The 22222-nt window shown below is 59.2% G+C and carries 22 protein-coding genes; 12 read left to right on the forward strand and 10 right to left on the reverse strand.

Annotated features, from left to right (window positions below):
- Positions 1–37: 37 nt before the first annotated feature.
- Entirely contained in the window at positions 38–1060 is a 1023-nt protein-coding gene (locus ACFOOP_RS14765; RefSeq protein ID WP_379881885.1) for a divergent polysaccharide deacetylase family protein, read from the reverse strand.
- A gap of 98 nt (positions 1061–1158) precedes the next feature.
- On the opposite strand from ACFOOP_RS14765, the gene ACFOOP_RS14770 reads away from it, so the two are divergent.
- The 4 genes from ACFOOP_RS14770 (at position 1159) to lexA (ending at position 4454) form a co-directional block, all read left to right on the forward strand.
- Positions 1159–1737 (forward strand): anthranilate synthase component II, encoded by a 579-nt coding sequence (locus ACFOOP_RS14770; protein ID WP_379881886.1) that lies wholly within the window; start codon positions 1159–1161, stop codon positions 1735–1737.
- The gene (gene trpD, locus ACFOOP_RS14775) at positions 1734–2747 is read left to right on the forward strand and encodes an anthranilate phosphoribosyltransferase (RefSeq protein WP_379881887.1); all 1014 of its coding nucleotides are present in this window, start codon (positions 1734–1736) and stop codon (positions 2745–2747) included. The genes ACFOOP_RS14770 and trpD overlap by 4 nt, the downstream gene beginning before the upstream one ends.
- Positions 2744–3541 (forward strand): indole-3-glycerol phosphate synthase TrpC, encoded by a 798-nt coding sequence (trpC, locus tag ACFOOP_RS14780; RefSeq protein WP_379882902.1) that lies wholly within the window; start codon positions 2744–2746, stop codon positions 3539–3541. The genes trpD and trpC overlap by 4 nt, the downstream gene beginning before the upstream one ends.
- A 187-nt stretch (positions 3542–3728) precedes the next feature.
- Positions 3729–4454, forward strand: a complete 726-nt coding sequence (gene lexA / locus ACFOOP_RS14785) for a transcriptional repressor LexA (RefSeq protein WP_379881888.1) — start codon at positions 3729–3731, stop codon at positions 4452–4454.
- On the opposite strand, the gene ACFOOP_RS14790 is transcribed toward lexA, so the two are convergent.
- Positions 4451–6616 (reverse strand): ComEC/Rec2 family competence protein, encoded by a 2166-nt coding sequence (locus ACFOOP_RS14790; protein ID WP_379881889.1) that lies wholly within the window; start codon positions 6614–6616, stop codon positions 4451–4453. The two genes, lexA and ACFOOP_RS14790, sit on opposite strands and share 4 nt — an antisense overlap.
- Before the next feature lie 95 nt (positions 6617–6711).
- Here ACFOOP_RS14790 and gltX point away from each other — a divergent pair, with 95 nt between their 5' ends.
- From gltX to rpmG, 6 genes are all read left to right on the forward strand, one after another.
- Entirely contained in the window at positions 6712–8118 is a 1407-nt protein-coding gene (gene gltX, locus ACFOOP_RS14795) for a glutamate--tRNA ligase (protein ID WP_379881890.1), read from the forward strand.
- Positions 8119–8205: 87 nt separating this feature from the next.
- Complete coding sequence (gltA, locus tag ACFOOP_RS14800; RefSeq protein ID WP_379881891.1) at positions 8206–9510, forward strand: citrate synthase; 1305 nt, start codon at positions 8206–8208, stop codon at positions 9508–9510.
- 35 nt (positions 9511–9545) lie between these two features.
- Positions 9546–9743, forward strand: a complete 198-nt coding sequence (locus ACFOOP_RS14805) for a hypothetical protein (RefSeq protein WP_379881892.1) — start codon at positions 9546–9548, stop codon at positions 9741–9743.
- A gap of 12 nt (positions 9744–9755) precedes the next feature.
- Entirely contained in the window at positions 9756–11057 is a 1302-nt protein-coding gene (gene purB, locus ACFOOP_RS14810; protein WP_379881893.1) for an adenylosuccinate lyase, read from the forward strand.
- Between the two features lie 62 nt (positions 11058–11119).
- Positions 11120–11542, forward strand: a complete 423-nt coding sequence (locus ACFOOP_RS14815) for a DUF983 domain-containing protein (RefSeq protein WP_379881894.1) — start codon at positions 11120–11122, stop codon at positions 11540–11542.
- A gap of 104 nt (positions 11543–11646) precedes the next feature.
- A complete protein-coding gene (rpmG, locus tag ACFOOP_RS14820) occupies positions 11647–11814 on the forward strand; it encodes a 50S ribosomal protein L33 (RefSeq protein ID WP_379881895.1) in 168 nt (55 codons plus the stop codon).
- A 74-nt stretch (positions 11815–11888) separates the two neighbouring features.
- On the opposite strand, the gene ACFOOP_RS14825 is transcribed toward rpmG, so the two are convergent.
- On the reverse strand, positions 11889–13265 hold the full coding sequence (locus ACFOOP_RS14825) for a PleD family two-component system response regulator (protein ID WP_379881896.1): 1377 nt from the start codon (positions 13263–13265) through the stop codon (positions 11889–11891).
- 42 nt (positions 13266–13307) lie between these two features.
- Positions 13308–13706: a response regulator gene (locus ACFOOP_RS14830; RefSeq protein ID WP_379881898.1), complete on the reverse strand. Its 399-nt coding sequence runs from the start codon at positions 13704–13706 to the stop codon at positions 13308–13310.
- 148 nt (positions 13707–13854) lie between these two features.
- Here ACFOOP_RS14830 and ACFOOP_RS14835 point away from each other — a divergent pair, with 148 nt between their 5' ends.
- The gene (locus ACFOOP_RS14835; RefSeq protein WP_379881899.1) at positions 13855–15168 is read left to right on the forward strand and encodes a DNA polymerase IV; all 1314 of its coding nucleotides are present in this window, start codon (positions 13855–13857) and stop codon (positions 15166–15168) included.
- On the opposite strand, the gene ACFOOP_RS14840 is transcribed toward ACFOOP_RS14835, so the two are convergent.
- The 3 genes from ACFOOP_RS14840 to ACFOOP_RS14850 form a co-directional block, all read right to left on the reverse strand.
- Positions 15165–15380 carry a hypothetical protein gene (locus ACFOOP_RS14840; RefSeq protein ID WP_379881900.1) on the reverse strand — a complete coding sequence of 72 codons (216 nt, stop codon included), beginning with the start codon at positions 15378–15380 and terminating at the stop codon, positions 15165–15167. The genes ACFOOP_RS14835 and ACFOOP_RS14840 overlap by 4 nt on opposite strands.
- A gap of 508 nt (positions 15381–15888) precedes the next feature.
- The gene (locus tag ACFOOP_RS14845; protein WP_379881901.1) at positions 15889–16383 is read right to left on the reverse strand and encodes a nuclear transport factor 2 family protein; all 495 of its coding nucleotides are present in this window, start codon (positions 16381–16383) and stop codon (positions 15889–15891) included.
- 36 nt (positions 16384–16419) lie between these two features.
- Positions 16420–17385, reverse strand: coding sequence for a 2-hydroxyacid dehydrogenase (locus ACFOOP_RS14850; RefSeq protein WP_379881902.1), 966 nt, complete (start codon positions 17383–17385; stop codon positions 16420–16422).
- Positions 17386–17546: 161 nt separating this feature from the next.
- Here ACFOOP_RS14850 and ACFOOP_RS14855 point away from each other — a divergent pair, with 161 nt between their 5' ends.
- Entirely contained in the window at positions 17547–18653 is a 1107-nt protein-coding gene (locus tag ACFOOP_RS14855) for an SMP-30/gluconolactonase/LRE family protein (protein WP_379881903.1), read from the forward strand.
- On the opposite strand, the gene ACFOOP_RS14860 is transcribed toward ACFOOP_RS14855, so the two are convergent.
- The 3 genes from ACFOOP_RS14860 to ACFOOP_RS14870 form a co-directional block, all read right to left on the reverse strand.
- Positions 18654–20597, reverse strand: coding sequence for a M1 family metallopeptidase (locus ACFOOP_RS14860; RefSeq protein WP_379881904.1), 1944 nt, complete (start codon positions 20595–20597; stop codon positions 18654–18656).
- Between the two features lie 149 nt (positions 20598–20746).
- Complete coding sequence (locus ACFOOP_RS14865) at positions 20747–21196, reverse strand: SgcJ/EcaC family oxidoreductase (protein ID WP_379881905.1); 450 nt, start codon at positions 21194–21196, stop codon at positions 20747–20749.
- A gap of 198 nt (positions 21197–21394) precedes the next feature.
- A complete protein-coding gene (locus tag ACFOOP_RS14870) occupies positions 21395–22189 on the reverse strand; it encodes a hypothetical protein (protein ID WP_379881906.1) in 795 nt (264 codons plus the stop codon).
- Between the last annotated feature and the right edge of the window lie 33 nt (positions 22190–22222).

The raw sequence follows: 22222 nt of genomic DNA on the forward strand, positions 1-22222 counted from the left end.
GGAAAAGAGCGCTTCGGCGCTCTTTTTTTGTGCGCCTTTAAAGGCGCAGCCCCGGCGCGGCTGCAAAGGCCTGCGGCTCGTCCGCGCTTTCGACCCGGCGCAATCCGCTGGCGAAGATCAGATCATATCCGCGCGCAGGCGCCGTTGTGAGCCAGGGACCAAGCGCCTCCAGCGTTTCGGGATGCGGATGGCCGATGGCCACCACATAACCCGTTTCTCTGGCGATGCGCTCGGCGAGCGAGAGTTGCGCTTTCACGGAGTCGGCGTCGCCAACGTCATTATCGAGAAATACATCGCGCGCAAAAATCTCAACGCCCAGTTCTTTCGCGGCCTGACGCGCGGCGCTGTTCGGGGTCGTCACCGAGTCGAGAAAAAACACGCCGCGATGATCGAGATAGCCCAGAAGCGACTTCATGACGGCGATGTCTTCGGTGAGCTTCGAGCCCATATGGTTGTTGACGCCCGTATAGCCCGCGAAACGATCAAGGTTCCATTCCAGCGTTTTCAGGAACTCCCCGCCGGTCATCCCGGCTTTGAGCGCATGCGGCCCCGGATCGGCGTCGCCGCGCGGCTCCATGGGAAGATGCAGCATCACTTCGGCCCCGGCCTTGCGCGCCGTCTGGGCGAGGTCGTTCACCTTCCCCGCATAAGGCAGGAAGGAATAGGTCACAGGTCCGGGAAGGTTCAGCGCGCGTTCGCTGTTGCGCCGGTCAACGCCCATATCGTCGAGAATGATCACGATTTTGGGCCGCGCTGCGGGCTGCACATAAGCCGGCAATTGTCCCTCCGGCGGGCGCAGGCGCTCCGGCGCGCCGGAGACAATCTCAGCGATGATCCGGTCCCGCTCGGCGCGGGCCGGGTCTTCAGCGATCTCGATTTTTTCGGATGGCGCCCGCACAATCGCCGCTGCGGTGGCGCCGCGCTGGCCGAGATAGGCGGAAAGGGCGCCCACAAGAACACCCGCGAAGGCCATCGCCACGGTGGCGATCAGGCCGGCATTGCCTGCTCTATCTCCGGGAAACCGGGCGCCCAAGATGGTCTTTCTGCGCATTCGCGTCATTGTTCCCGCCGCCGCATGCAAAACCAAAGGCTTGCGCCCCTCCGCATCGGCGTTAAATCATTCTCCCAACAGATCACTATTACTGATTCTCGGGCCCAATGATCCTGCTGATCGACAACTATGACAGTTTCACCTTCAACCTTTTTCACCTGATCGGGGAATTGGGGGAAGAAGTGACGGTGGTCCGCAATGACGCCGTGACGGCGGCGGAAGCGCTGGATATGGGGGCGGAGGCGATTGTCCTGTCTCCGGGGCCTTGCACCCCCAACGAGGCCGGGATTTGCCTCGAGCTTGTGGCGGCGGCGGCGCAAAAGCGGGTGCCTCTATTCGGGGTCTGCCTCGGCATGCAGTCCATCGCCCAGAGCTTCGGCGGCTCCATCATCCGCGCAGACCGCCTCATGCATGGCAAAACCTCGGAGATCACCCATCAGGGGGAAGGCGTCTTCGCCGGGCTGCCCTCGCCCTTCATTGCAACGCGCTATCATTCGCTGGTGGCTGAACGCATCAGCCTGTCGAACGCGCTGAGCGTCACTGCGACAGCGGCGGACGATAACGAGATTATGGGGCTGGCCCATCGCGACCTGCCGATCATGGGCGTGCAGTTCCATCCCGAAAGCATCGCGACGGAGCATGGCGCGCGGATGTTCTCCAATTTTCTGTCGGCGGTTCGTTCATGAGTTCTTTCACACCGCATCTTCAGCGTGCCACCTCCGGCGTGCCATTGTCCGCCGCCGAAATGCGCGAGGCGATGAATGCGCTGTTTTCCGGCGAGGCGAGCGACATCGAAATCGCCGGTTTCCTTGCAGCGTTGCGCGCGCGCGGGGAAACGGTGGAGGAGATCGCGGCGGCGGCCATGGCGATGCGCGATCACGCCTTGAAGGTGGATGCGCCAGATGACGTTATTGACACTTGTGGCACAGGCGGCGACGGCGCCGGGACTTACAATATTTCAACCGCATCAGCGCTGATTGTTGCTGGCTGCGGCGTGCGAGTGGCAAAGCACGGCAATAAAGCGCTTTCGTCAAAGTCCGGCTCCTCGGAAGTGCTGGAGGAGCTCGGCGTCAAGCTCAATATTAAGCCGGAGCAGATCGCGCGCTGCATCGAAGAGGCCAATGTGGGCTTCATGTTTGCGGCCCTGCATCACAAGGCGGTTGGCCATGTGGCGGCGGCGCGCAAGGGGCTTGGCGTCAGGACAATCTTCAATGTCCTCGGCCCCCTTTCCAATCCGGCCGGGGCGACGCGCCAGGTTATGGGCGTGTTTGCGCGCGATCTCGTGCGCCCCATCGCCGAAGTGATGCCCCTTCTCGGCGTTACGCGCGCCTGGGTGGTGCATGGCAGCGACGGCCTCGATGAATTGACGACCACCGGCGCCAGCCATGTGGCGGCGCTCAAAGACGGCGCCGTCACCGAATTCGACGTGACCCCCGAAGAGGCCGGATTAAACCGCGCCAGCGCGGCTGATCTCGCCGGAGGCGATCCCTCGGAAAACGCGGCGGCGTTGTGGCGCTTGCTTGAAGGCGAAAAATCCGCCTATCGCGATATCGCCGTCTTGAACGCTGCGGCGGCGCTGATTGTTGCGGACAGGGCCGATAATCTCGACGCCGCTGCGCGCATCGCGGAACAGGCGATCGACAGCGGCGCAGCGATGGGCGCGCTGCAAAGACTGGTTGAGTGCTCGAACCAATGACCATTCTCGACGACATCATCGCTTACAAGAAAACCGAAGTGGCGCATGCGAAAGCCGACGCACCCCTCGCCGCTATTGAAGCGCTGGCGAAGGACGCCGGCCCGGTGCGCGGCTTCCGCCGCGCGCTGGAGAAAAAGGCGGCCCATGGCTTCGCCCTCATCGCCGAGGTGAAAAAGGCGAGCCCGTCCAAGGGTCTTATTCGCCCCGACTTCGACCCGGCGGCTATCGCCAGCGCCTATGAGGGTGGCGGCGCGGCCTGTCTTTCCGTGCTCACAGACGGGCCGAGCTTTCAGGGCGCGCCGGCGTTCCTCAGGCAAGCCCGCGAAGCGACCCGCCTGCCCGCCTTGCGCAAGGATTTCATGATCGACCCCTATCAGGTCGCCGAGGCCCGGGCCTGGGGCGCGGACTGCATCTTGCTGATCATGGCGTGTCTTTCAGACGCCCAGGCCGCCGAGCTGATGGCGGCGGCGAGCGGCTATGACCTTGACGTGCTGGTGGAGACCCATGACGAAGAAGAGATGGCCCGCGCCATTAAGCTTAACGCCAATCTTATAGGCGTAAACAACCGTAATCTTGCGACTTTTGAGACTTCTCTTAATACGACATCGAGGCTGGCGGCGCTGGCCCCTTCCTCCGCGCTACTAGTCAGCGAGAGCGGCATCAATAGCCACGCCGATCTCGTCCGGCTTTCCGGCGACGGCGCCAGGGCGTTCCTAGTGGGCGAAAGCCTGATGCGTGAGCAAGATGTAAGGGCCGCTACAAAAGCGCTGCTCCACCCTGTTTCTATTACGTGATTTCATTTCGCCAGTTGACGGCCCTGTGGAACAACCATAGAACATCGTTGTTGTTTTGTTCTTGTGTCGTTTCGGGCGTGCAAACAGCCATTGGTTGAATGTCCGGCGCCAGAAGAACCTCTCAAGGGCCGCGCTGTGGAAAACCTTCCCTGACGCCGGGCCCGCAAAAAGAAGTGCGAGGGCGGAAATGCTCACCAAAAAACAGCATGAATTGCTGGTTTTCATCAATGACCGGCTCAGCGAAACCGGGGTCTCGCCGTCTTTCGACGAGATGAAAGAGGCGCTGGACCTGCGCTCCAAATCCGGCATTCACCGGCTGATCACGGCGCTGGAGGAGCGCGGCTTCATCCGTCGCCTGCCCCATCGGGCCCGTGCGCTTGAGGTCCTGAAAATGCCGGAAGACACCAAGCCCAGCGTCAAGCCGAGCCCCGCGCAAAAGGGCTTCCGCCCGGCGGTGGTGTCGAGCCCCGATTTCAAGCGCGGGCGCCCCACCCCATCGCCGCAACAGGTTTCAGCGCCGGCGGCCGGGGTTGTTGACCTTCCCGTTCTCGGGCGCATCGCCGCGGGCACGCCGATTGAGGCGATCCAGCACGAGGTGGACCGGTTCTCAGCTCCCGAAGCCTTTATCGGCAAGGGCGATCATTACGTGCTCGAGGTGCAGGGAGAGTCGATGATCAACGCCGGCATCGAAGATGGCGATTTCGTCGTGATCAAGCGCTGCTCCGATGCAGAGAACGGCGCGATTGTCGTGGCGCTGGTCGATGATGAGGAAGCGACCCTGAAGCGCCTGCGCCGCAAGGGCGCCTCCGTCGCGCTCGAAGCCGCAAACCCCGCCTTTGAGACCCGCATTTACGGGCCGGACCGCGTCGCGGTGCAGGGCAAGCTCGTGGGGCTGATGCGGCGGTATAACTAACCGTCGCCGGTCCAGGGGCGGTTCCCGCGCAGGTCATTTGCGGATTGCACTTTCAACAATCCGTCTTCCTCGACCCATACTGCGTGGGCGCCGCGGTTCCACGCAGAGCGCCGGTCGATGAGGACGGCTTTGCACGCCCGCCAGTCGGCGCTGCTCGCCGGAAAGAACGCAACCACGAGATCGGCGCGGTGACAGTCTTCGCTGAGGCTGGCCGGGTCGCTGACAAAAGCGGCAGTGATGACTGCGCGATCCGTGATCTCTCCGGCGCATCCGGCCGGATCGCAGGCGAGGATCTCTGTCAGCGCCGCCGGTTTCACCCGTTCAATATCGAGCCCTGCCGCCTCTTCCCACATGCTCGCGGCGAATTTCTCGCGGCGCGTGGAATGAACGTAAAGCGTGGGCTCACCCTCCCCGTTATGTACGATGACCCCGGCGTTCATCCCCGTGGGCGAGACGAACAGCAAAGGCGCGCGCGCGCCGGCGACCAGCATTGCAGCGACAGGTATCGCGGTGAGCCCCGCCAGCCGCCACGGCGCGCGCGAAAGACACAGCCACAGACCGCCAAGGGTCAGCACAATCATCGCCGATTGCGGCCATTGCGGCGTGGTGGAGACCGCGCCGTCGAGCCCGGCGACACCGCTGGCGATGTTCAACACCAGCTCCATCCACCAGGCCGCCGCGCGCCAGGCCCAGCCATCGAGACCGAGCGGCGCCAGCAAGAGGGCCGCGACCGCGAAAGGCACGATGAAAAAACCCATCAGCGGCATCGCCGCCATATTGGCGGGCAGTGAATAGAGTGCGACGCGATTGAAATGATAAAGCGCGTAAGGCGCGGTCGCGAGCGCGGCGATGATGTCGGTGACGGCCAGCGCAATTCCATAGCGGCGCAGCCTCGCGCCCCAGGTGAAACTTCGGCCCGGATCGGCGCGCGCGCCAAGCCATTCATAAGCGGCGATCAGCGCGGTCACCGCGGCGAAAGACATCTGAAAGCCGGTGCTGAACAAGGCTTCCGGCGTCGTGAGGAGAATAATCACCGCTGCAATCGCGACATTGCGCAGGGACAGCGCGCGTCGGTCCACAAGGATGGCGAGGAACATGATCGCCGCCATGATGAAGGCGCGCCGCGCCGACCATCCGCCCCCGGATAAAATCAGATAGAAAGCACCAGACATGAGCGCCGCCGCCGCGGCCCATTTCTTGATGGGGTACCGCAAGGCGATGGGCTCCACCGCCGCCAGTCCGAAGCGCACGGTGAAAAACACCAGCCCCGTCGCCAGCCCCATGTGAAGCCCGGAGATCGCCAGCAGATGCGCAAGCCCTGCATCGCGCAGCGCCGCTTCGGCGCGGTCGCTAATAGCGCCGCGCTTACCTGTCACAATCGCAGCGAGGATCGCCCCGCCTTCCTTATGGTTTGGCGTCGCCTCGATAATGCGCGCGGCGAGATTGACGCGCATGGTCTCGATACTGGCGGCCAGTCTTTGCCGAAATGTTCTCGCAGCGTCCGGGTCTGCAACCGGCGCCGAGACAGCGAACCCGACGGCGCCGATGCGCTGGAAATAAAGCTGGCGCGCAAAGTCAAAAGCGCCGGGCGCAACCGGCGGCGGCGGCGGCGATAAACGCGCGCGAACGCTGATGAGATCGCCGGGTCTTGCGTCAAATCCTTCGCCGCGCCAGGTGAGACGCGCCCGCGCCGGGGTTTCATCGGCTTCAAGATCTTCAATACTGGTGAGCGCGATGACGTAACGCCGCTGACGCGCGCTTTCCTCGACCGAGAGAAGCCGCCCTGTCACTTCGGCAAAACCAAGCTCGCGCGACAACTGCGGCGCTGCGGTCTGGGCGGTGCGCCAGTCCGCAGCGACAAAGCCGAGCGCGACGAACATCAACAAGGTGAACACACGCTGAAATGGTGAGCGCCAAAAGGAAAACCCGGCGAGAAGCGCCAGCGCCGCAACGCCCAGAGGCCAGTCCGGCTCTGACTTCAGCCCGAAATAAAGCCCGGCGCCGAGGCCGATGGCGGCGGGCGTCCACAGGCTGAGGCGTGCAAAATCCATCGCCGCCCAGCGCCGGACGGCCTGACCGCCGAGATAGGTCATCCGCGAAAAGGGCGGCGCTTGCGCGAAATCCTCGCCAACAGAAGCCAATTTCAAGGGATCAGCGGTCATCTGCACTGGCCCCAAAGGCATAGGCGCCGGGGACCCCCCATGTTATCCCGCGCCCGCAACACCGAAACGCAACAAGAGGAGCCGGTCGCTTTAGTATGGCCGATAATCAACAGCCTGTCGTCACCCGCTTCGCCCCCTCGCCTACGGGCTATCTTCATATTGGCGGCGCGCGGACTGCGCTGTTCAACTGGCTCTATGCGCGCGGGCGCGGCGGCAAGTTTCTCCTGCGCATCGAGGATACGGACCGCGCGCGCCATACGCCTGAGGCGGTGCAGGCGATCATTGACGGGCTCACATGGCTCGGCCTCGACTGGGACGGCGAGCCGGTGTCGCAATATGAGCAGGCCCCGCGTCACGTCGAAATCGCCAATCAGTTGCTGGCGGAGGGCAAGGCTTATCGCTGTTACCTGACGCCGGATGAAATCACCGCTGCGCGGGATCAGGCGAGAGCCGATGGCGTGCGTTTTGAAAGCAAGTGGCGCGATGCGGACCCCGCCACCGCGCCGGATGCGCCCTTCTCCATTCGCTTCAAGGCGCCGCGCGACGGCGAGACCATTGTCGAGGATGCGGTGCAGGGCCGCGTCGCCTTTCCCAATTCGGCGATCGACGATCTCATCATTCTGCGTTCCGATGGCGGGCCGACCTATAATCTCGCTGTCGTTGTTGACGATCACGATATGGGCGTGACTCATGTCATCCGCGGCGACGATCATTTGAATAACGCCGCACGCCAGACGCAAATCTATCAGGCGCTTGGCTGGCCGCTCCCCGTCTTCGCGCATATTCCGCTGATCCATGGCAGCGACGGCTCGAAACTCTCAAAGCGTCACGGCGCGCTTGGCGTCGAGGCCTATCGCGATCAGGGCTATCTGCCGGAAGGGCTGTTCAATTACCTTCTCCGTCTCGGCTGGGCGCATGGCGATGAGGAGATCATCCCTTATGAAAAAGCCAAACAGCTTTTCGATCTCAAGGGGATCAACAAGGCGCCGGCCCGGCTCGACCTCGACAAACTCAACCATGTGAATGCACATTACGTTGCGGCGCTGAGCGATGAAGAGTTTGTGCGCTGGGCGGCGCCGTTCCTCCAACGGGCGGGAATTGATCTTGATACAGATAATATGGCGCGGCTACAGCGCTCTGCGGCGTTCCTGAAGACCCGTTGCGCAACGCTCGCTGATGTGGTCGCCGCATCAGAATTCCTGTTTCTGACGCGTCCCCTCGCGATTGAAGGCAAGGCCGCCAAGCCCCTGCACAAGGAAGGCGCGACCGCCATCCTTAACGATCTTAACCATGCCCTTTCAGAAGAGGCCGTCTGGGCCTCGCCTGAGACGCTGGACGAAACGCTCCAGGCCTTTGCCGCCGCGAAAAATGTCGGTTTTGGCGTCGTGGGACCGCCGGCCCGCGCGGCGCTCACCGCCGGGCGGCCTTCGCCGGGGCTGGGCGAAGTGCTATATGGGCTGGGTAGAGACGAATCACGCTCACGGCTTGCTGATCAGGCCTGATGACGTGGGACTGGAAACCCTTGTGTAAACTGGCTAGTGTGCGCCGCAACATGCGTTGATGCGCTGCAAAAAGAAAAGGCTATATCCATGAAAAGCGATCTAAAACAATCGGATACGGCAAGCTTTACGGTCAATGGAATAACCGCCGAACTGCCCGTTTTCAAGGCGACTCACGGGCCCGACGTCGTCGACATCAGGGCGCTTTACAAGCAGACCAAGGCTTTCACTTTCGATCCCGGCTACACCTCAACGGCAAGCTGTGAGTCGAAAATCACCTTTATCGATGGCGATGAGGGCATTCTACTCTATCGCGGCTATCCCATTGATCAGCTTGCGGAGAATTCCGACTTTCTCGAAGTCGCCTATCTCCTGCTCAATGGCGAGTTGCCGAGCAAGGCGGAGCGTCAGCGCTTCGACACATCCATCACGCATCACACTATGGTGCATGAACAGCTCAAGAATTTTTACTCGGGTTTCCGGCGCGACGCGCATCCGATGGCGATCATGGTCGGCGTTGTCGGCGCGCTTTCCGCCTTCTATCACGACTCAACAGATATCAACGACCCTCACCAGCGCCGCGTCGCGATCCACCGCATGATTGCGAAAATGCCGACCATCGCCGCGATGGCTTATAAATATTCCACCGGACAGCCTTTCGTCTTTCCTCGCAATGATCTCGACTTCACATCGAACTTCATGCGCATGTGTTTCGCGGTGCCGGCTGAGGAATATGAACTCAATCCTGTCCTGTGCGATGCGCTCGACAAGATTTTCATTCTTCACATGGACCACGAACAGAACGCGTCGACATCGACGGTTCGCCTCGCCGGTTCTTCGGGCGCCAATCCGTTCGCCTGTATCGCGGCGGGCATCGCTTCTCTCTGGGGCCCCGCCCATGGCGGCGCCAATGAAGCGGCGCTCAACATGCTGGAAGAAATCGGCTCGGTCGACCGGATTCCGGAATTTATCGCCCGCGCCAAAGACAAGAACGATCCGTTCCGTCTGATGGGCTTTGGCCATCGGGTTTATAAGAACTACGATCCGCGCGCGAAAGTCATGCGCAAGGCCTGCCACGAAGTGCTCGACGCTCTCAACGTCAAGGATGAGCCGCTTCTTGAAGTGGCGATGGAGCTTGAGCGGATCGCTCTCGAAGACCCCTATTTCGTCGAGAAAAAGCTCTATCCGAATATTGATTTCTATTCGGGCATCACGCTTCGCGCGCTCGGCTTCCCGACAGATATGTTCACCGTCCTCTTCGCCCTTGCGCGGACGGTTGGCTGGATCGCCCAATGGCGCGAAATGATCGAAGATCCAAACCAGAAAATCGGCCGTCCGCGTCAGATTTATACGGGCGCGCCCATGCGCGATTACCTGGAAATCGAAGACCGCTAAGAGCGGCGTCGCGCGGTTAGGGAGGAGATGCGAGGATGCTCTGGCTTGCCTTGCATATGTGGGCTTTGTTGCTGGCGGCTTTCGTCATCGGCCTCGCTATAGGCTGGTGGATCTGGGGCCAGCGTCAGACCCCGCCTGCTCCCGCCGCAATGGGCGACGCGCCGCTCGGCTCTCTTGATCTCGACGGCGGCGACGCCTCTTCCACGCCTGCTGGCGGTTCCAGCACGACTTAAACGGAGTTACCGATGATCCCCCGCTACACCCGTCCGGAAATGGCCGCGATCTGGTCAGACGCGTCCAAATACCGGATCTGGTTCGAGATCGAAGCCCATGCGGCGGACCGCCTGGCTGAGCTTGGGGTCATTCCCGAAAGCGCGGCGAAGACGATCTGGGAAAAAGGCGGCAAGGCCGAGTTTGACGTCGCCCGCATTGACGAGATCGAACGTGAGGTGAAGCACGATGTCATCGCCTTCCTGACCCATCTCGCTGAGTTTGTCGGTGAGGATGCGCGGTTCGTGCACCAGGGCATGACGTCGTCCGACGTGCTCGACACCTGCCTGTCGGTGCAGATGACCCGCGCGGCAGACCTTCTGCTCGCCGATATGGACCGGGTGCTGGCGGCGCTGAAAAAACGTGCGCTTGAACACAAAAACGATGTCTGCGTCGGCCGCAGCCACGGCATCCACGCCGAGCCGACGACCTTCGGCGTGAAACTCGCGGGCTTTTACACAGAATTTGAACGCGGCAAGCGGCGGCTGGAAGCAGCCCGCGAAGAGATCGCCGTTTGCGCGATCTCGGGCGCGGTCGGCACCTTCGCCAATATCGACCCGTCGGTTGAGGAATATGTCGCCGGCCAAATGGGCCTTGCCGTAGAGCCGGTCTCGACGCAAGTGATCCCGCGCGACCGTCACGCCGCCTATTTCGCGGCGCTCGGCGTCATCGCCTCCTCCGTCGAAAGGCTGGCGGTCGAGATTCGTCACCTTCAGCGCACCGAAGTGCTCGAAGCTGAGGAGTTCTTCTCCAAAGGCCAGAAGGGTTCGTCGGCGATGCCGCACAAGCGCAATCCGGTGCTGACGGAGAACCTCACCGGCCTCGCCCGTCTCGTGCGCATGTCCGTGATCCCGGCGATGGAGAATGTCGCCCTGTGGCATGAGCGCGACATTTCGCATTCATCAGTCGAGCGCGGCATCGGGCCCGATGCGACCGTGCATCTCGACTTCGCCCTGAACCGGCTCGCCGGTGTCGTTGAAAAGCTTGTGGTTTACCCGGAGCGCATGCTCGACAACATGAACAGCCTTAACGGCCTCATCTTCTCCCAGCGCGTCCTGCTGGCGCTAACACAGGCTGGCGCCTCTCGCGAGGAGGCCTATTCGCTGGTTCAACGCAACGCCATGCCGGCATGGCGCGGAGAAGGGTTGTTTCTCGACAACCTTCAGGCTGACAAGGATGTGACGGCGCATCTTTCCGCCGCCGACCTCGAGAGCCTTTTCGATCTCACCTATCACACCAAGAATGTGGACGTGATCTTCAAACGGGTCTTCGGCTGAGGGGATCGCCCGCGCGCTTTGGGCGCGTTGCGAAAGGGCCGCGCCATCCCCATAAGACGCCCATGACACAGGCAATTCAGAGTTTCGGCGGCGATCAGGACAGGCGTTCATGGACTTCGGCGATGTCCCGTGGACTTTCCCACAAATGCCCGCAATGCGGGCGCGGAAAGCTGTTTTCGGGCTATGTGAAAACCAGGCCAACCTGTGACGCCTGCGGCCTCGATCTCTCCGGGCATCGCGCCGACGACGCCCCGCCCTACATCACGATCATCATCGTGGGTCATGTGATGATCCCGCTCGCGCTGGCCGCAAAGCAGCTCTTTGATCCGCCGATCACGCTGCAATTTGCAATCTGGCTGCCGCTGATCATCCTTTTCACCTGGGCTTTGTTGCCAGCCTCGAAGGGCGCCATGATCGGACTGCAATGGGCGAATCGCATGCATGGCTTCGCAGGGCCCGACGCCGATCCGGAAGCGGATGTTTAACGCTTGCTAAAGGCGAAAAAGCGACGCCATGGCTTGACACTTAAAAGACCATGAGTATGGTCCGCGCTCATTTTGCGCGATAATAAGGTCACGAGGAGCGACCCATGGCCAAACCGACAACAGTAAAAATCCGGCTCAATTCGACCGCGAACACCGGCTATTTTTACGTGGCGAAAAAGAACACCCGCACGATGACGGAAAAGCTCGTGCTGAAAAAGTACGACCCCGTCGCGCGCAAGCATGTGGAATTCAAGGAAGGCAAGATCAAGTAAGATCGGCCCTCTTTACGGAATGAAAGGCCGCCCTTGAGGGCGGCTTTTTTGTTGTTTTTCAAGGGCTTTGGAGACTAAGCCGCGCTTTGGATCACGCGGTTGCGCCCGCCATTCTTGGCTTCGTAAAGCGCCTCATCCGCGCGCTTGATCAGTTTCTGGGCGCTGTCGTCTTCCGGGCCGTTCTCGGTTGAGGCGATGCCGATGGAGACGGTGACGCCAAGCTCGTCACGGCCGTTATTGAACCTGAATTTCGAACCGGCGATCTCCTGGCGCAGGCGTTCAGCGACCACCGACGCAAATGAAAGATCCGTATCCGGCATCGCCACCAGAAATTCTTCCCCGCCATAGCGGCAGGCGAGATCGATGCCCCTTATCGCCCCTGAAATGCGATCGGCGAATTCTTTCAGCACAAGATCGCCAATATCGTGGCCATGCTTGTCATTGACGTCCTTGAAGTGGTCAATGTCGAGGATCATCACCGCCAGCGGCCGGCCGGTCCAATAGGCGCGGTCGAACATGGCAGAGAGGTGGCTTGCGAGATAACGGCGGTTATAGAGGCCGGTAAGCTGGTCCGTGACCGCCATTTCGAGGCTCACCTGGAACGATGAGCGGAGCTGGTCCACATAGCGTTTCCGGCGCAGCTGGGTCGTGACCCGCGCGGTCAGTTCGTTTCGGTCCACAGGCCGGGTGACATAGTCATTAACCCCGATATCGAGGGCGCGAACGAGTTTGCGCGTATCCCCGTGGCGCACCACCGCCAGGATCGGCGTCAGGCGTGTTTCCTCGAATGACCGGATCGTCGAGCACAGGCGCAACGGGTCCATGGCTTCGATGGAGAGATTCACAAGAATAAGGTCAAACTCACCGGCGCGCGCACGGGTAAGGGCGATCTCCGGATCGGCTTCATGGATGACCTGATAGGTGTCATCGCCGAGCGCGGCGATCAGGCGCGTCGCCTGGTCTTCATTATCGTCAATCAGGAACACCCGCGTTTCGCCGGTGTCCGCGTCAGGATCGATCTTGCCGACAATGCCGAGATCCTTGCCCGTGGCGTAGCGCGCGCGCAATTCGTCGGTCATCATCTTGAGGCGCGTCAGCGAGCGCACCCGCGCGAACAGCGCAAGGTCTTCAACCGGTTTCGTCAGGAAGTCGTCAGCGCCTGCCTCAAGACCGGCGACGCGGTCCGCCTGCTGGTCAAGGGCTGTCACCATAACGACTGGAATATGCATGGTTTCAGGATTGGCTTTGAGCTTTCTGCAAGCCTCAAAACCATCCATGCCGGGCATCATCACATCGAGCAGGATGATGTCGGGTTTTTCTTTTACGGCGAGATCGATCGCCTCTTGACCCGAATAAGCGCCGAGTACGTCAAAATATTCCGCCCGAAGTTTTGCTTCGAGCAGTTTAACGTTCGGTTCCAGATCATCGACGACCAATACGCGCGCCGTCATGCAGCCCCCATGGCTTTAAAGGGTTATTAAGACCCCCACAGCCTAGTCCAAATACCTTTTCACTTTCTCAAGAAACGTCGCCACAGAGATCGGTTTTGCGATATAATCTTCGCAACCGCCCTGACGGATCCTTTCTTCATCGCCCTTCATAGCGAACGCCGTAACGGCGATCACTGGAATATCAGCGAGATCGGGACTGTTCTTGATTTCACGCGTGACCTCGAGCCCCGAAACTTCGGGAAGCTGTATGTCCATCAAAATGAGGTCCGGATGATTGTCTTTCAGCGCTTCCAGCGCTTCCGGCCCGGTGCGGGCCTCAAGTGTCTTATAGCCGTGGATTTCAAGGAGATCCCTGAACAGCTTCATGTTCAGCTCGTTGTCCTCAACGATCAGCACCGTCTTCGGTTCAGCTGAATAATCAAGCTTTTCCATGGCCGACATAGTACGCCTTTTGTTCGTATTCCGGGCCCCCAAACGCGAATCGGCCCCAGTCGATGGAAAGTTTTGCGCAAAAGGTCTTAATTGATTGTTTATCCTGAACGCCCCGGGACCTCCTTGCGGCGAATTTTAACGGTTTTTCGGTCTTCTCATGCCTGAAAATGGCGAAATTCCTGGTTTTTGCCGCGATTGCGGCCAGCTCACGACCGTGAATGCGGGGGGCCCGCGGCCTTATTGCGCGGCCTGCGGGTCGGCGCGAATCACCGCGCATCCGGAGATTTTCACCCTTTCCATCGCCCATCTCGACTGCGACGCCTTTTATGCCGCCATTGAAAAGCGCGACAATCCAGAGCTTGAAGACCTGCCCGTGATCATTGGCGGCGGGGTCCGCGGCGTCGTTTCCACCTGCTGTTATGTGGCGCGGACTTATGGCGTCAAATCCGCCATGCCCATGTTCAAGGCGCGCGAAGCTTGTCCGAATGCGGTCATCATCAAGCCCAATATGGCGAAATATGCAGAGGTCGGCCGCGCCGTCAGGCAAATGATGCTGGATTTGACGCCGCTTGTGGAGCCGCTCTCCATCGATGAAGCTTTCATGGACCTCACCGGCACGTCTCGCATTCATGGCGGACCCCCGGCGCTCACGCTGGCCAAGCTCCAGGCGCGTGTGAAAGATGAGCTTGGCGTCACAGCCTCCATCGGTCTTTCCCACAACAAGTTTCTGGCGAAGATCGCTTCGGACCTCGACAAACCTCGCGGCTTTTCCGTGATCGGCAAGGAAGAAACCAAGTCGTTCCTCGCCCGTCAGAAAGTCACGATGATCTGGGGCGTCGGCGCGGCGATGGCGAAAAGACTCGAACAGGACGGCGTCGCCACGATCGGGCAATTGCAGAAAATGGATGTATCGCGGCTCGCCAAGACTTACGGAGAAATGGGCTTGCGTCTTTCCCGTCTTGCGCAAGGAGATGACAAGCGCGCGGTGAAACCGGAACGCGAAACCAAAAGCGTTTCATCGGAAACGACCTTCAACGAAGACCATCGCGATGTGAAATGGCTCGAAGACGTGTTGTGGGAGCTCTGCGAGAAGGTCTCCGCACGCATGAAAGCGTCCGGTTTTGAAGGCCGCACCGTGACGCTGAAACTGAAAACATCCGACTTCAAAACCATCACCCGGCGCACCACGCTGGACGCGCCCGCCAATCTCGCGCGCATCGCCTTTGCGGCGGCCAAGCCCATGCTCCATGACGCCGCCCAGGGCAAAGCCTATCGCCTGATCGGCGTGGGTTTTTCGGGACTGTCCTTTGCGGGCGAGAGCGAAAGCGCGCCGGACCTTTTCGGCGACAGCAATGAAAAGATCGCCAAGACTGAAAAAGCAATCGATGCTATTCGGGAAAAATTCGGGCGAGACGCCGTGAAGGCCGGCCGGACGCTGAAGCGCGGCGGCGAGGCCAGAAAGCGAAGCTAGGCTTTCTTCTTGTCCTTGCGCTGCTGCGCGTTGTGGCGACCGGTTTTTGCGGGAGCGCCTTCTTCATCCTCATCGACATGCATATCCTCGGCGGGATTAACATCTCTGTCCGGACGACTATCTCGACCGCCATAATTATTTTCTTCATCCGCCTCTTTGTGCTGGTCGTCGGCTTCTGGTTTTTCTGCCGGTTTTTTCTGTGTCGCCGTCATGATTGACCTCATCGCTGAAACAGGAACGAAAGCGGGACTTTCGCCTTTCAAACACCCGGCGCCGCGCCTTTGTTCCCAGCTTACAATCGTTGACGCCGCGTCGCCCGGCGCCCGCATATCCGGGCGTAGCGCACCGGCGGATATGCGGGCGCGGACAACGCCCATCAAAACAAATTCACAATGTCAAAGAGCCCGGACATGGCGGACTTTCGCTCCCATATCCCGGCGCCGTAAGAGCCCTTTTCGTGTGTTGCGCCCTCTCTTCAGAGACGGGACGCGAGTTCGCCGGACCGCATAACGACGCGAGGATCATCATAAGGGCGCGTGCGAGGTGTTGGATAAGTATTCACCAAACCTCAAAAAAATGGCCGAATTCAACAGATATGAGGTATTTTTCGCGTTATAGGGGTGGAGGGGTTTTCTGCATGGCAGTCGCAAGGAGGAAGCTTTATCCGCAGGTAGATTACATAGCGTCTTAATGTCTTCGCGCAGAAATCCACTTTGCTTTCTAGAACATGGAATTGTCGTGCAGGGAGGATTTAACGACTGGCTGGCCCACCCCCCAATGTTCAGCAAACTTTCCGTTTTCCATACGGAAAATGTGCATGCCCGCATTTCCTTCAGAATCTGGCGTCGCTTTGAAATGAATATGCATCCAAACCAGATCACCGTCTGCGCCCGCGCGTTTTATATCGCCATGCATCTGAGGAAACCGCTCGAGTTGCGCCGCGAAATACTGAATCAATCCGTCTTTTCCATCGGGCACGCGCGGCGCGTGTTCGATATGTCCTTCTGCAACGCATTCCTCGCCAAACTGATCGACGTTCAATTCGACTTCCAGAACCTCCATACACCAAACGGCTTTCTTCAGGTTCTCTTGCTCCATAGCCTCACGCGCCAGAATGTCAGCATCACTCGTTTTCGCCAGCGCGCCGCCAATTAATCCCAGGGCAAGTGCGCTATATGTAAAAACTTTGATGGAGCGGGCGGCAAAGCTATTCATGTCTTATGGTTCCTTTGATGAAGTAAAATGAGCGCCTTAAGCCACCCGATCCTTTGGAGCGCCCGCCTCAAAAAATGCATCGATATTAGCGAGCACGCGCATCGCCATGGCCGCGCGGCTTTCCCAAGTGGCCGACGCAATATGCGGCAGGCAAAAAACATTGGGCAGGGAATAGAGGTCTTCGCGAATTGGGTCCGGTTCAGTTTCAAACACATCGAGCCCGGCGGCGAAAAGACGGCCTGACTTCAACGCCTCGATCAGCGCCAGTTCATCGATCACCGGTCCGCGCGAGATATTGATGATCACGGCTGCGGGTTTCATCTTTTCAATCGCCGCCTTGTCGATCAAATGATGGGTTTCCTCTTTCAGCGGACAATGCAGCGAGATGATGTCCGCCTGTTTCAAAAGCTCGTCGAACGAAACAGCGCGGGCGTTGTAAGCCTTGTCGATCTCCGCCGACGGCCGCGGCGTTGTGTAGATAATGTTGAGATCGAACCCCGCCGCACGTCTGGCGACTTCCTTTCCGACATTGCCCATGCCGACAATGCCAAGAGTGCGTCCGGTGACGCGCTGGCTCCAGCTTTCCGGCGTCAGCATGCCGCGCCCCTCACCTGTCTTTGCAATGTCCAGCCCTTCGCGAAACCGGCGGCAGGCGGCGATGATCAATCCCATGGTCGTGTCGGCAAGACAGGCTGTCGTCACTTCCGGCGTATTGGAAACGGCGATGCCTCGCGCCTTGGCCGCGTCGAGATCGATATGATCGACGCCGACGCCGATCGACGCGATCAGCTTCACTGTGTTGGGCAAGGCTTCCACGAAACCGGCGTCCATCTCGTCAAAAGCTGTCGCGAACACCGCCTCAGCGCCTTGCGAATAGGTTGCAAACTCGCCCGGCGCCGCGACGGCGCCTTCAGGCTCGCGCACCTCATATTTGGCGCGGAGCATCCCGGCGAGCGCGCCTGGCAATTGCCGGGGGCTGGCGATGATCCTCTTGTCTGTCATGTTTCTCGCCAGACCTCCTGTTCACGGCGCAGCGCCCACCATGTACGGAAAAACCGCGAAAATCCAAGCGGCTGGCGCAGCGGGGTCTACTGCGTTAAACTCCTGGGATAAAGGCGCGCCGCGCCGCCCGGACAGGGCCGGCATGGCGGGGTGAGGCGTAAATGCGGATTTTTCTTTGGGCCTTGGGGATCCTGGCGGTCATCGCCGCCGGACGGTTGGTTTATCATCTTGTGCCCGCATCGGGCGCATTCGCTGAACTCGACACAAAGCTTGTTGATCAGTGCCGTCGCGTCGACGTGGCGCCGGGCACGGAAGATGTCACCATCGACCCGGAACTCAACCTCGCCTTCATTTCCGCCGCGGACCGTCGCGCCTGGTTTAACGGTGAAGGCGGCGAAGGCGTTAATCCGCTGAACGGCATTTACGCCCTGAGCCTTGATGGCTCCGATGCGGTGCGCCGGGTTTCGCCCGCGATGAAGAATTTCCTGCCCCACGGGATCAGCCTGTGGAAGGGCGCGGACGGAACCAAGCGGCTATTCGTGATCAGTCATCCGACCACGGGCGAGCAGATCGTCGAGATATTCGATGTAGGCGCCGCCGGCGACCTCATCCATCTCGAAAGTGTTTCCTTCCCGGCGATGCATTCCCCCAATGATGTGGTCGGCGTCGGCCCACGGCAGTTCTATGCAACCAATGACCGGCGTTTTGAGAGCGGTCCGTTATCAGCGCTTGAATCCTATCTTGCGCTCCCGCTTACCAACACCGTTTATTATGACGGCGCAGAAGGCCGCTCTGTCGTAAGCGGTCTCACCTACGCCAACGGGATCAATAAATCCGCCGATGGAAACACGCTTTACATCGCGGAATTGTTGAAACGCCGCATTGGCGTTTTTTCGCGCGATGCGCAGAGCGGCGCCTTGAAGCGGGTGAAAAATCTTGGCGTCAACACCGCGCCTGACAATATCGAGGTGTCGCGCGACGGCGCCCTGTGGGTGGCGGGCCATTCAAAGATTTTCGATTTTGTCGAACACGCCAAGGACCCGGAAGCGATCGCCCCGTCTCATGTCATTCGCCTCAATCCGCGCAACGGCCTCGCCTCCGACGTTCTCATCTCCGTCAATGGCGAGATCAACGGTTCATCCGTTGGCGCGGTCTGGGACAACACGCTGATTGTCGGCGCGGTGTTTGACGGTCATGTGATGGTCTGCCCGATGCTGGAGATTCTCCTGCGCGGGCCCTCAACCAACAGCTCCGCCAACAGCCAGTAATTACCCAGCGAAAATCGCATCAATCCGGCGCTGTGCGATGGGGTGATAGCCGGCGCGCGCGCGCTCATAAACGGCGACCGCCCACTCGCGGCGGCCATTATCCACCAGCGTCTGATAAAGCGGATAAATGAACTTGCCGCGCCCGACCCGCATCAGGAAATCGTCGAGCGGTTCAAAAGCCGGTTCGTAACCGGCCTTGATCGCCGTCTGGTACCAGACATTGGCGATCTCCGCATTTTGTGACGTGGACAGCGAGAAGCGCCCATCCAGCGCCGCCAGTTGTTCCACCGATATATTGTCCGGCAGGCTGCGAATGAAATGCAGCCATTCATGGGTGGTCCAGGCGCTTGTTTCAAAACCGTCTACGTCGCCAGCGCCGAGCCACGCATTCATCTGCGCCGTCACCTTGTCGAAAGCGTCCGATTGCGGGTCTTCAATCGTGTCGGGGAAACCGGGCTCATAGACCCATGCGTTGATTTCAGCCTGACTGACCGCTTCCGGGTGATCCGCCCACAGATTATCTTCAAAATAAGTGAGGAAATCTTCCGTGGTGATGGACTGGAACGCGAAGTGATCGAAATAATCTTTCAGAAATGCGTCGAAAGTTTCGCGCCCGAAGCGGTTCTCCAGAAACTTCAGAAAGAACATGCCGCCCACATAGGAGACGTCAGAAAAAGCATCGTCAGGATGGCCGAGATCGGTCGGCATTTTCAGCGCCGTCAACTCGGGCCGCGCGGCCCCTGCGACATCTTCCATCAGCGACTTCTTGTCGAGGGAGCGCTCCATGACAGCGCGTTCCTCGCCATAAAGCGCTTCCATGGTGCGGTTCTCGACATAGCTCGTGAAGCCTTCATTGAGCCAGGCGTCGCGCCAGTTGGAATTTGTGACAAGATTGCCCGACCATGAATGCGCGAGCTCATGAGCGACCACATTGGTCAGGCTCTTGTCGCCGGCGATCAGCGTCGGCGTCATGAAGGAAAGTCGCGGATTTTCCATGCCCCCGAATGGAAAGCTCGGCGGCAAGACGATCTGATCGTAACGCCCCCAGCGAAAAGGCCCGTAAAAGGCTTCAATCGCCTCTTCCATCATTGGCGTGTCTTCGAACTCCGCCGCTGAGGCGTCGAGAATATAGTCCTCCGCATAGACGCCCATATGATCGTTGATCGCCTTGAATTCGATGTCGCCGACGGCGAGCGCCAACAGATAAGACGGGATCGGCTGGGACATGCGGAAGGAATAATCGCCGTCGCGGTCGCCATCCTCGTCCTGACGCGCGCTCATGACGGCGATCAGCTCCGGCGGCGTGGTCAGATGCGCATCATAGGTGATGCGCACGGCGGGCGTGTCCTGCAACGGGATCATAGTGCGCGCATAAAGCGGCTGGAACTGGGTGAAGAGGTAAGGATGTTGCTTGCCGGCCGTCTGCTCCGGCGACAGCCACTGAATGCCTTCTGCGTCCGGGCTTGTCTCATACGCAACACGCACCTGATCGGCGCCGTCGGGCAAGGTAATCGCAAAGCGCGACCCCATGACTTCGTCATCAGGGCCCATCGTGTAACCGGCGGTGATCCAGTCGCCGCCAACATGCGCCTCGACCATTTCGATCTTCAGGTCATTGGCGTCGAGCACCAGCGTGTCGACGTCATTTTTCTCTCGCTCGAAATCGAGCGTCGCCGAACCGGAAATCACTTTTGTGTCGAAATCGATATTGAGATCGAGGTCAACATGGGTGACGCGAATGTCGTTGTAGTTCGAATAAGTGAATTTATCGGCGGCGTCTTCCGGCGTTGCGGCGCGCCAGACGGCCTCGGCTTCCTCGCCGGGCTCGCTCGAACTTGCATCGTCTTCGATATAGGTCGTTTCCCCGTCGGTTTCGCCGCCTCTGGAACAGGCCGCAAGGACGGCGAAAGAGGCTGAAATCAAGAGAAAACGGGAGAAAACCATGGGGGAAGGTCCTTCAGAGACTGAACTTGCGCGGACCCTACCGGGGCGGCGGAAAGGGGGCAAGCGCCCTACTCCGCGGCGGTTTCGCCAATGCGGGTAAATCAGGGTTTTCCCATTATGGACGCGAAACTTCTTGAGAGCGCAATCGCTTACTGACCGGGCGGAACACAGCCGCCCCGGGCGACAGCGTTACTGAGATCATTGCCAAAACATTGCGGGCCGAAGCCGGGGGTGTTCTGAAAGGCTTCAATCTTCCAGCTGTTTTCCTGCTTGGCGAGCACAACTATCGGTTTGGAAACCGCCGGCGTTTCGGGGCGCGTCTCTTCGGCGGGATAAACCCAGCCGTCCAGATGTGCGATCGCGATGTCGTCAGCGATCTGGCGAACAGCAACAATTTCCAGATCGAAAACGGTTCCCGCGTAAAAGCCATCCCAGAGATCCTGATGACCGTATCCGATCGCATCGGCGCCATGCAGGCGGTAGCCAAACCAGACCATGAAATCTGCGTCATCCGTAAACTGCGCGGCCCAAGCATTTCCGTCGGCGTTTTTCCAGGCGGTTTCGAGATTGGATATGACGCCGGCAATATCAGCGCGCATATTAGAATCTGCCAAACTTGAATCATGCATGAGAGGCTTCGTGTCTACACTGGCCTCAATATTTCTCGAACATGCTTCCCAAATAGTTACGGACAATAAAATGAGCAGAACTGATTTTGTGGATATAAATAGCTTCTCTGCATTTTGCATTGTGCAATCAATGCCGGAAACTTCACTCAAAAAAACTTAAAATTCCGGTTATGAGTTGACCATAACACGTTCTATATTTTTTGAAATTTCTGGGATTATGCGCTCACTAAGGCCAACAAAGAAAGACATGGCGAGCAAAGTATAAGGTGTTGTCACCAAAGACCCCATCATTAGATTCGCCTTCACGAGAAGAGCTAAGCCGATCGCAATAACGCCACCAATAAATGGTCGCGTTGCTCCCTGCACTATTACCCACACGCTCCCTGATGAAGAAAAAGGCCAGACTTCACGGCTTCTTTGCAGCAGGGAAAGCATGGACCCAAGCGCCCCCATGCCAATATATTGAGAATATTCGCTTAGTAAGGGGTCTGAGCAATAGCGATATGTCAGAAAACAACCAAAGACGAGGATAAAAGAAAGCCCCGCGCCTGCTAACGCATACAACACGGGGGCTTTTATGATTTCCTGTAGCTGACGCTTAATGTCGGAAAAGTGCATATCAATGTTGTCTGGGTCTCCATCATCCAACGCCAGATAAAGAGACTTTCCGACTTGATCGTAATAAGGTCTGCGAAACTCTTTCGGAACATTCTTCTTTATTCGCGTTAATAACGCATCGAAGTTACTGACGGCAGGCAGCAGCTTCGGCGGAAGGTTTCCGGCATCCGCATGATATTTCCATCGCAAGTGATCATGGTCCGTAACATAGGATGCGGCTCGAACGCTTTGACCGAGTATCTCTTTGACGATATGACCGGCGCCGTCTGAGTGACCAACCACTAGCTTTGAAGTCGGCGGAACAGATTTCCTTTTGCCCTTCAGCGCATCGTAAGTAGAGTCCATCACAAATTCCCCAATTATTACAATTAAAGAAAA

It is taken from the genome of Hyphococcus aureus (assembly GCF_042643165.1).
Classification (GTDB): domain Bacteria; phylum Pseudomonadota; class Alphaproteobacteria; order Caulobacterales; family Parvularculaceae; genus Hyphococcus; species Hyphococcus aureus.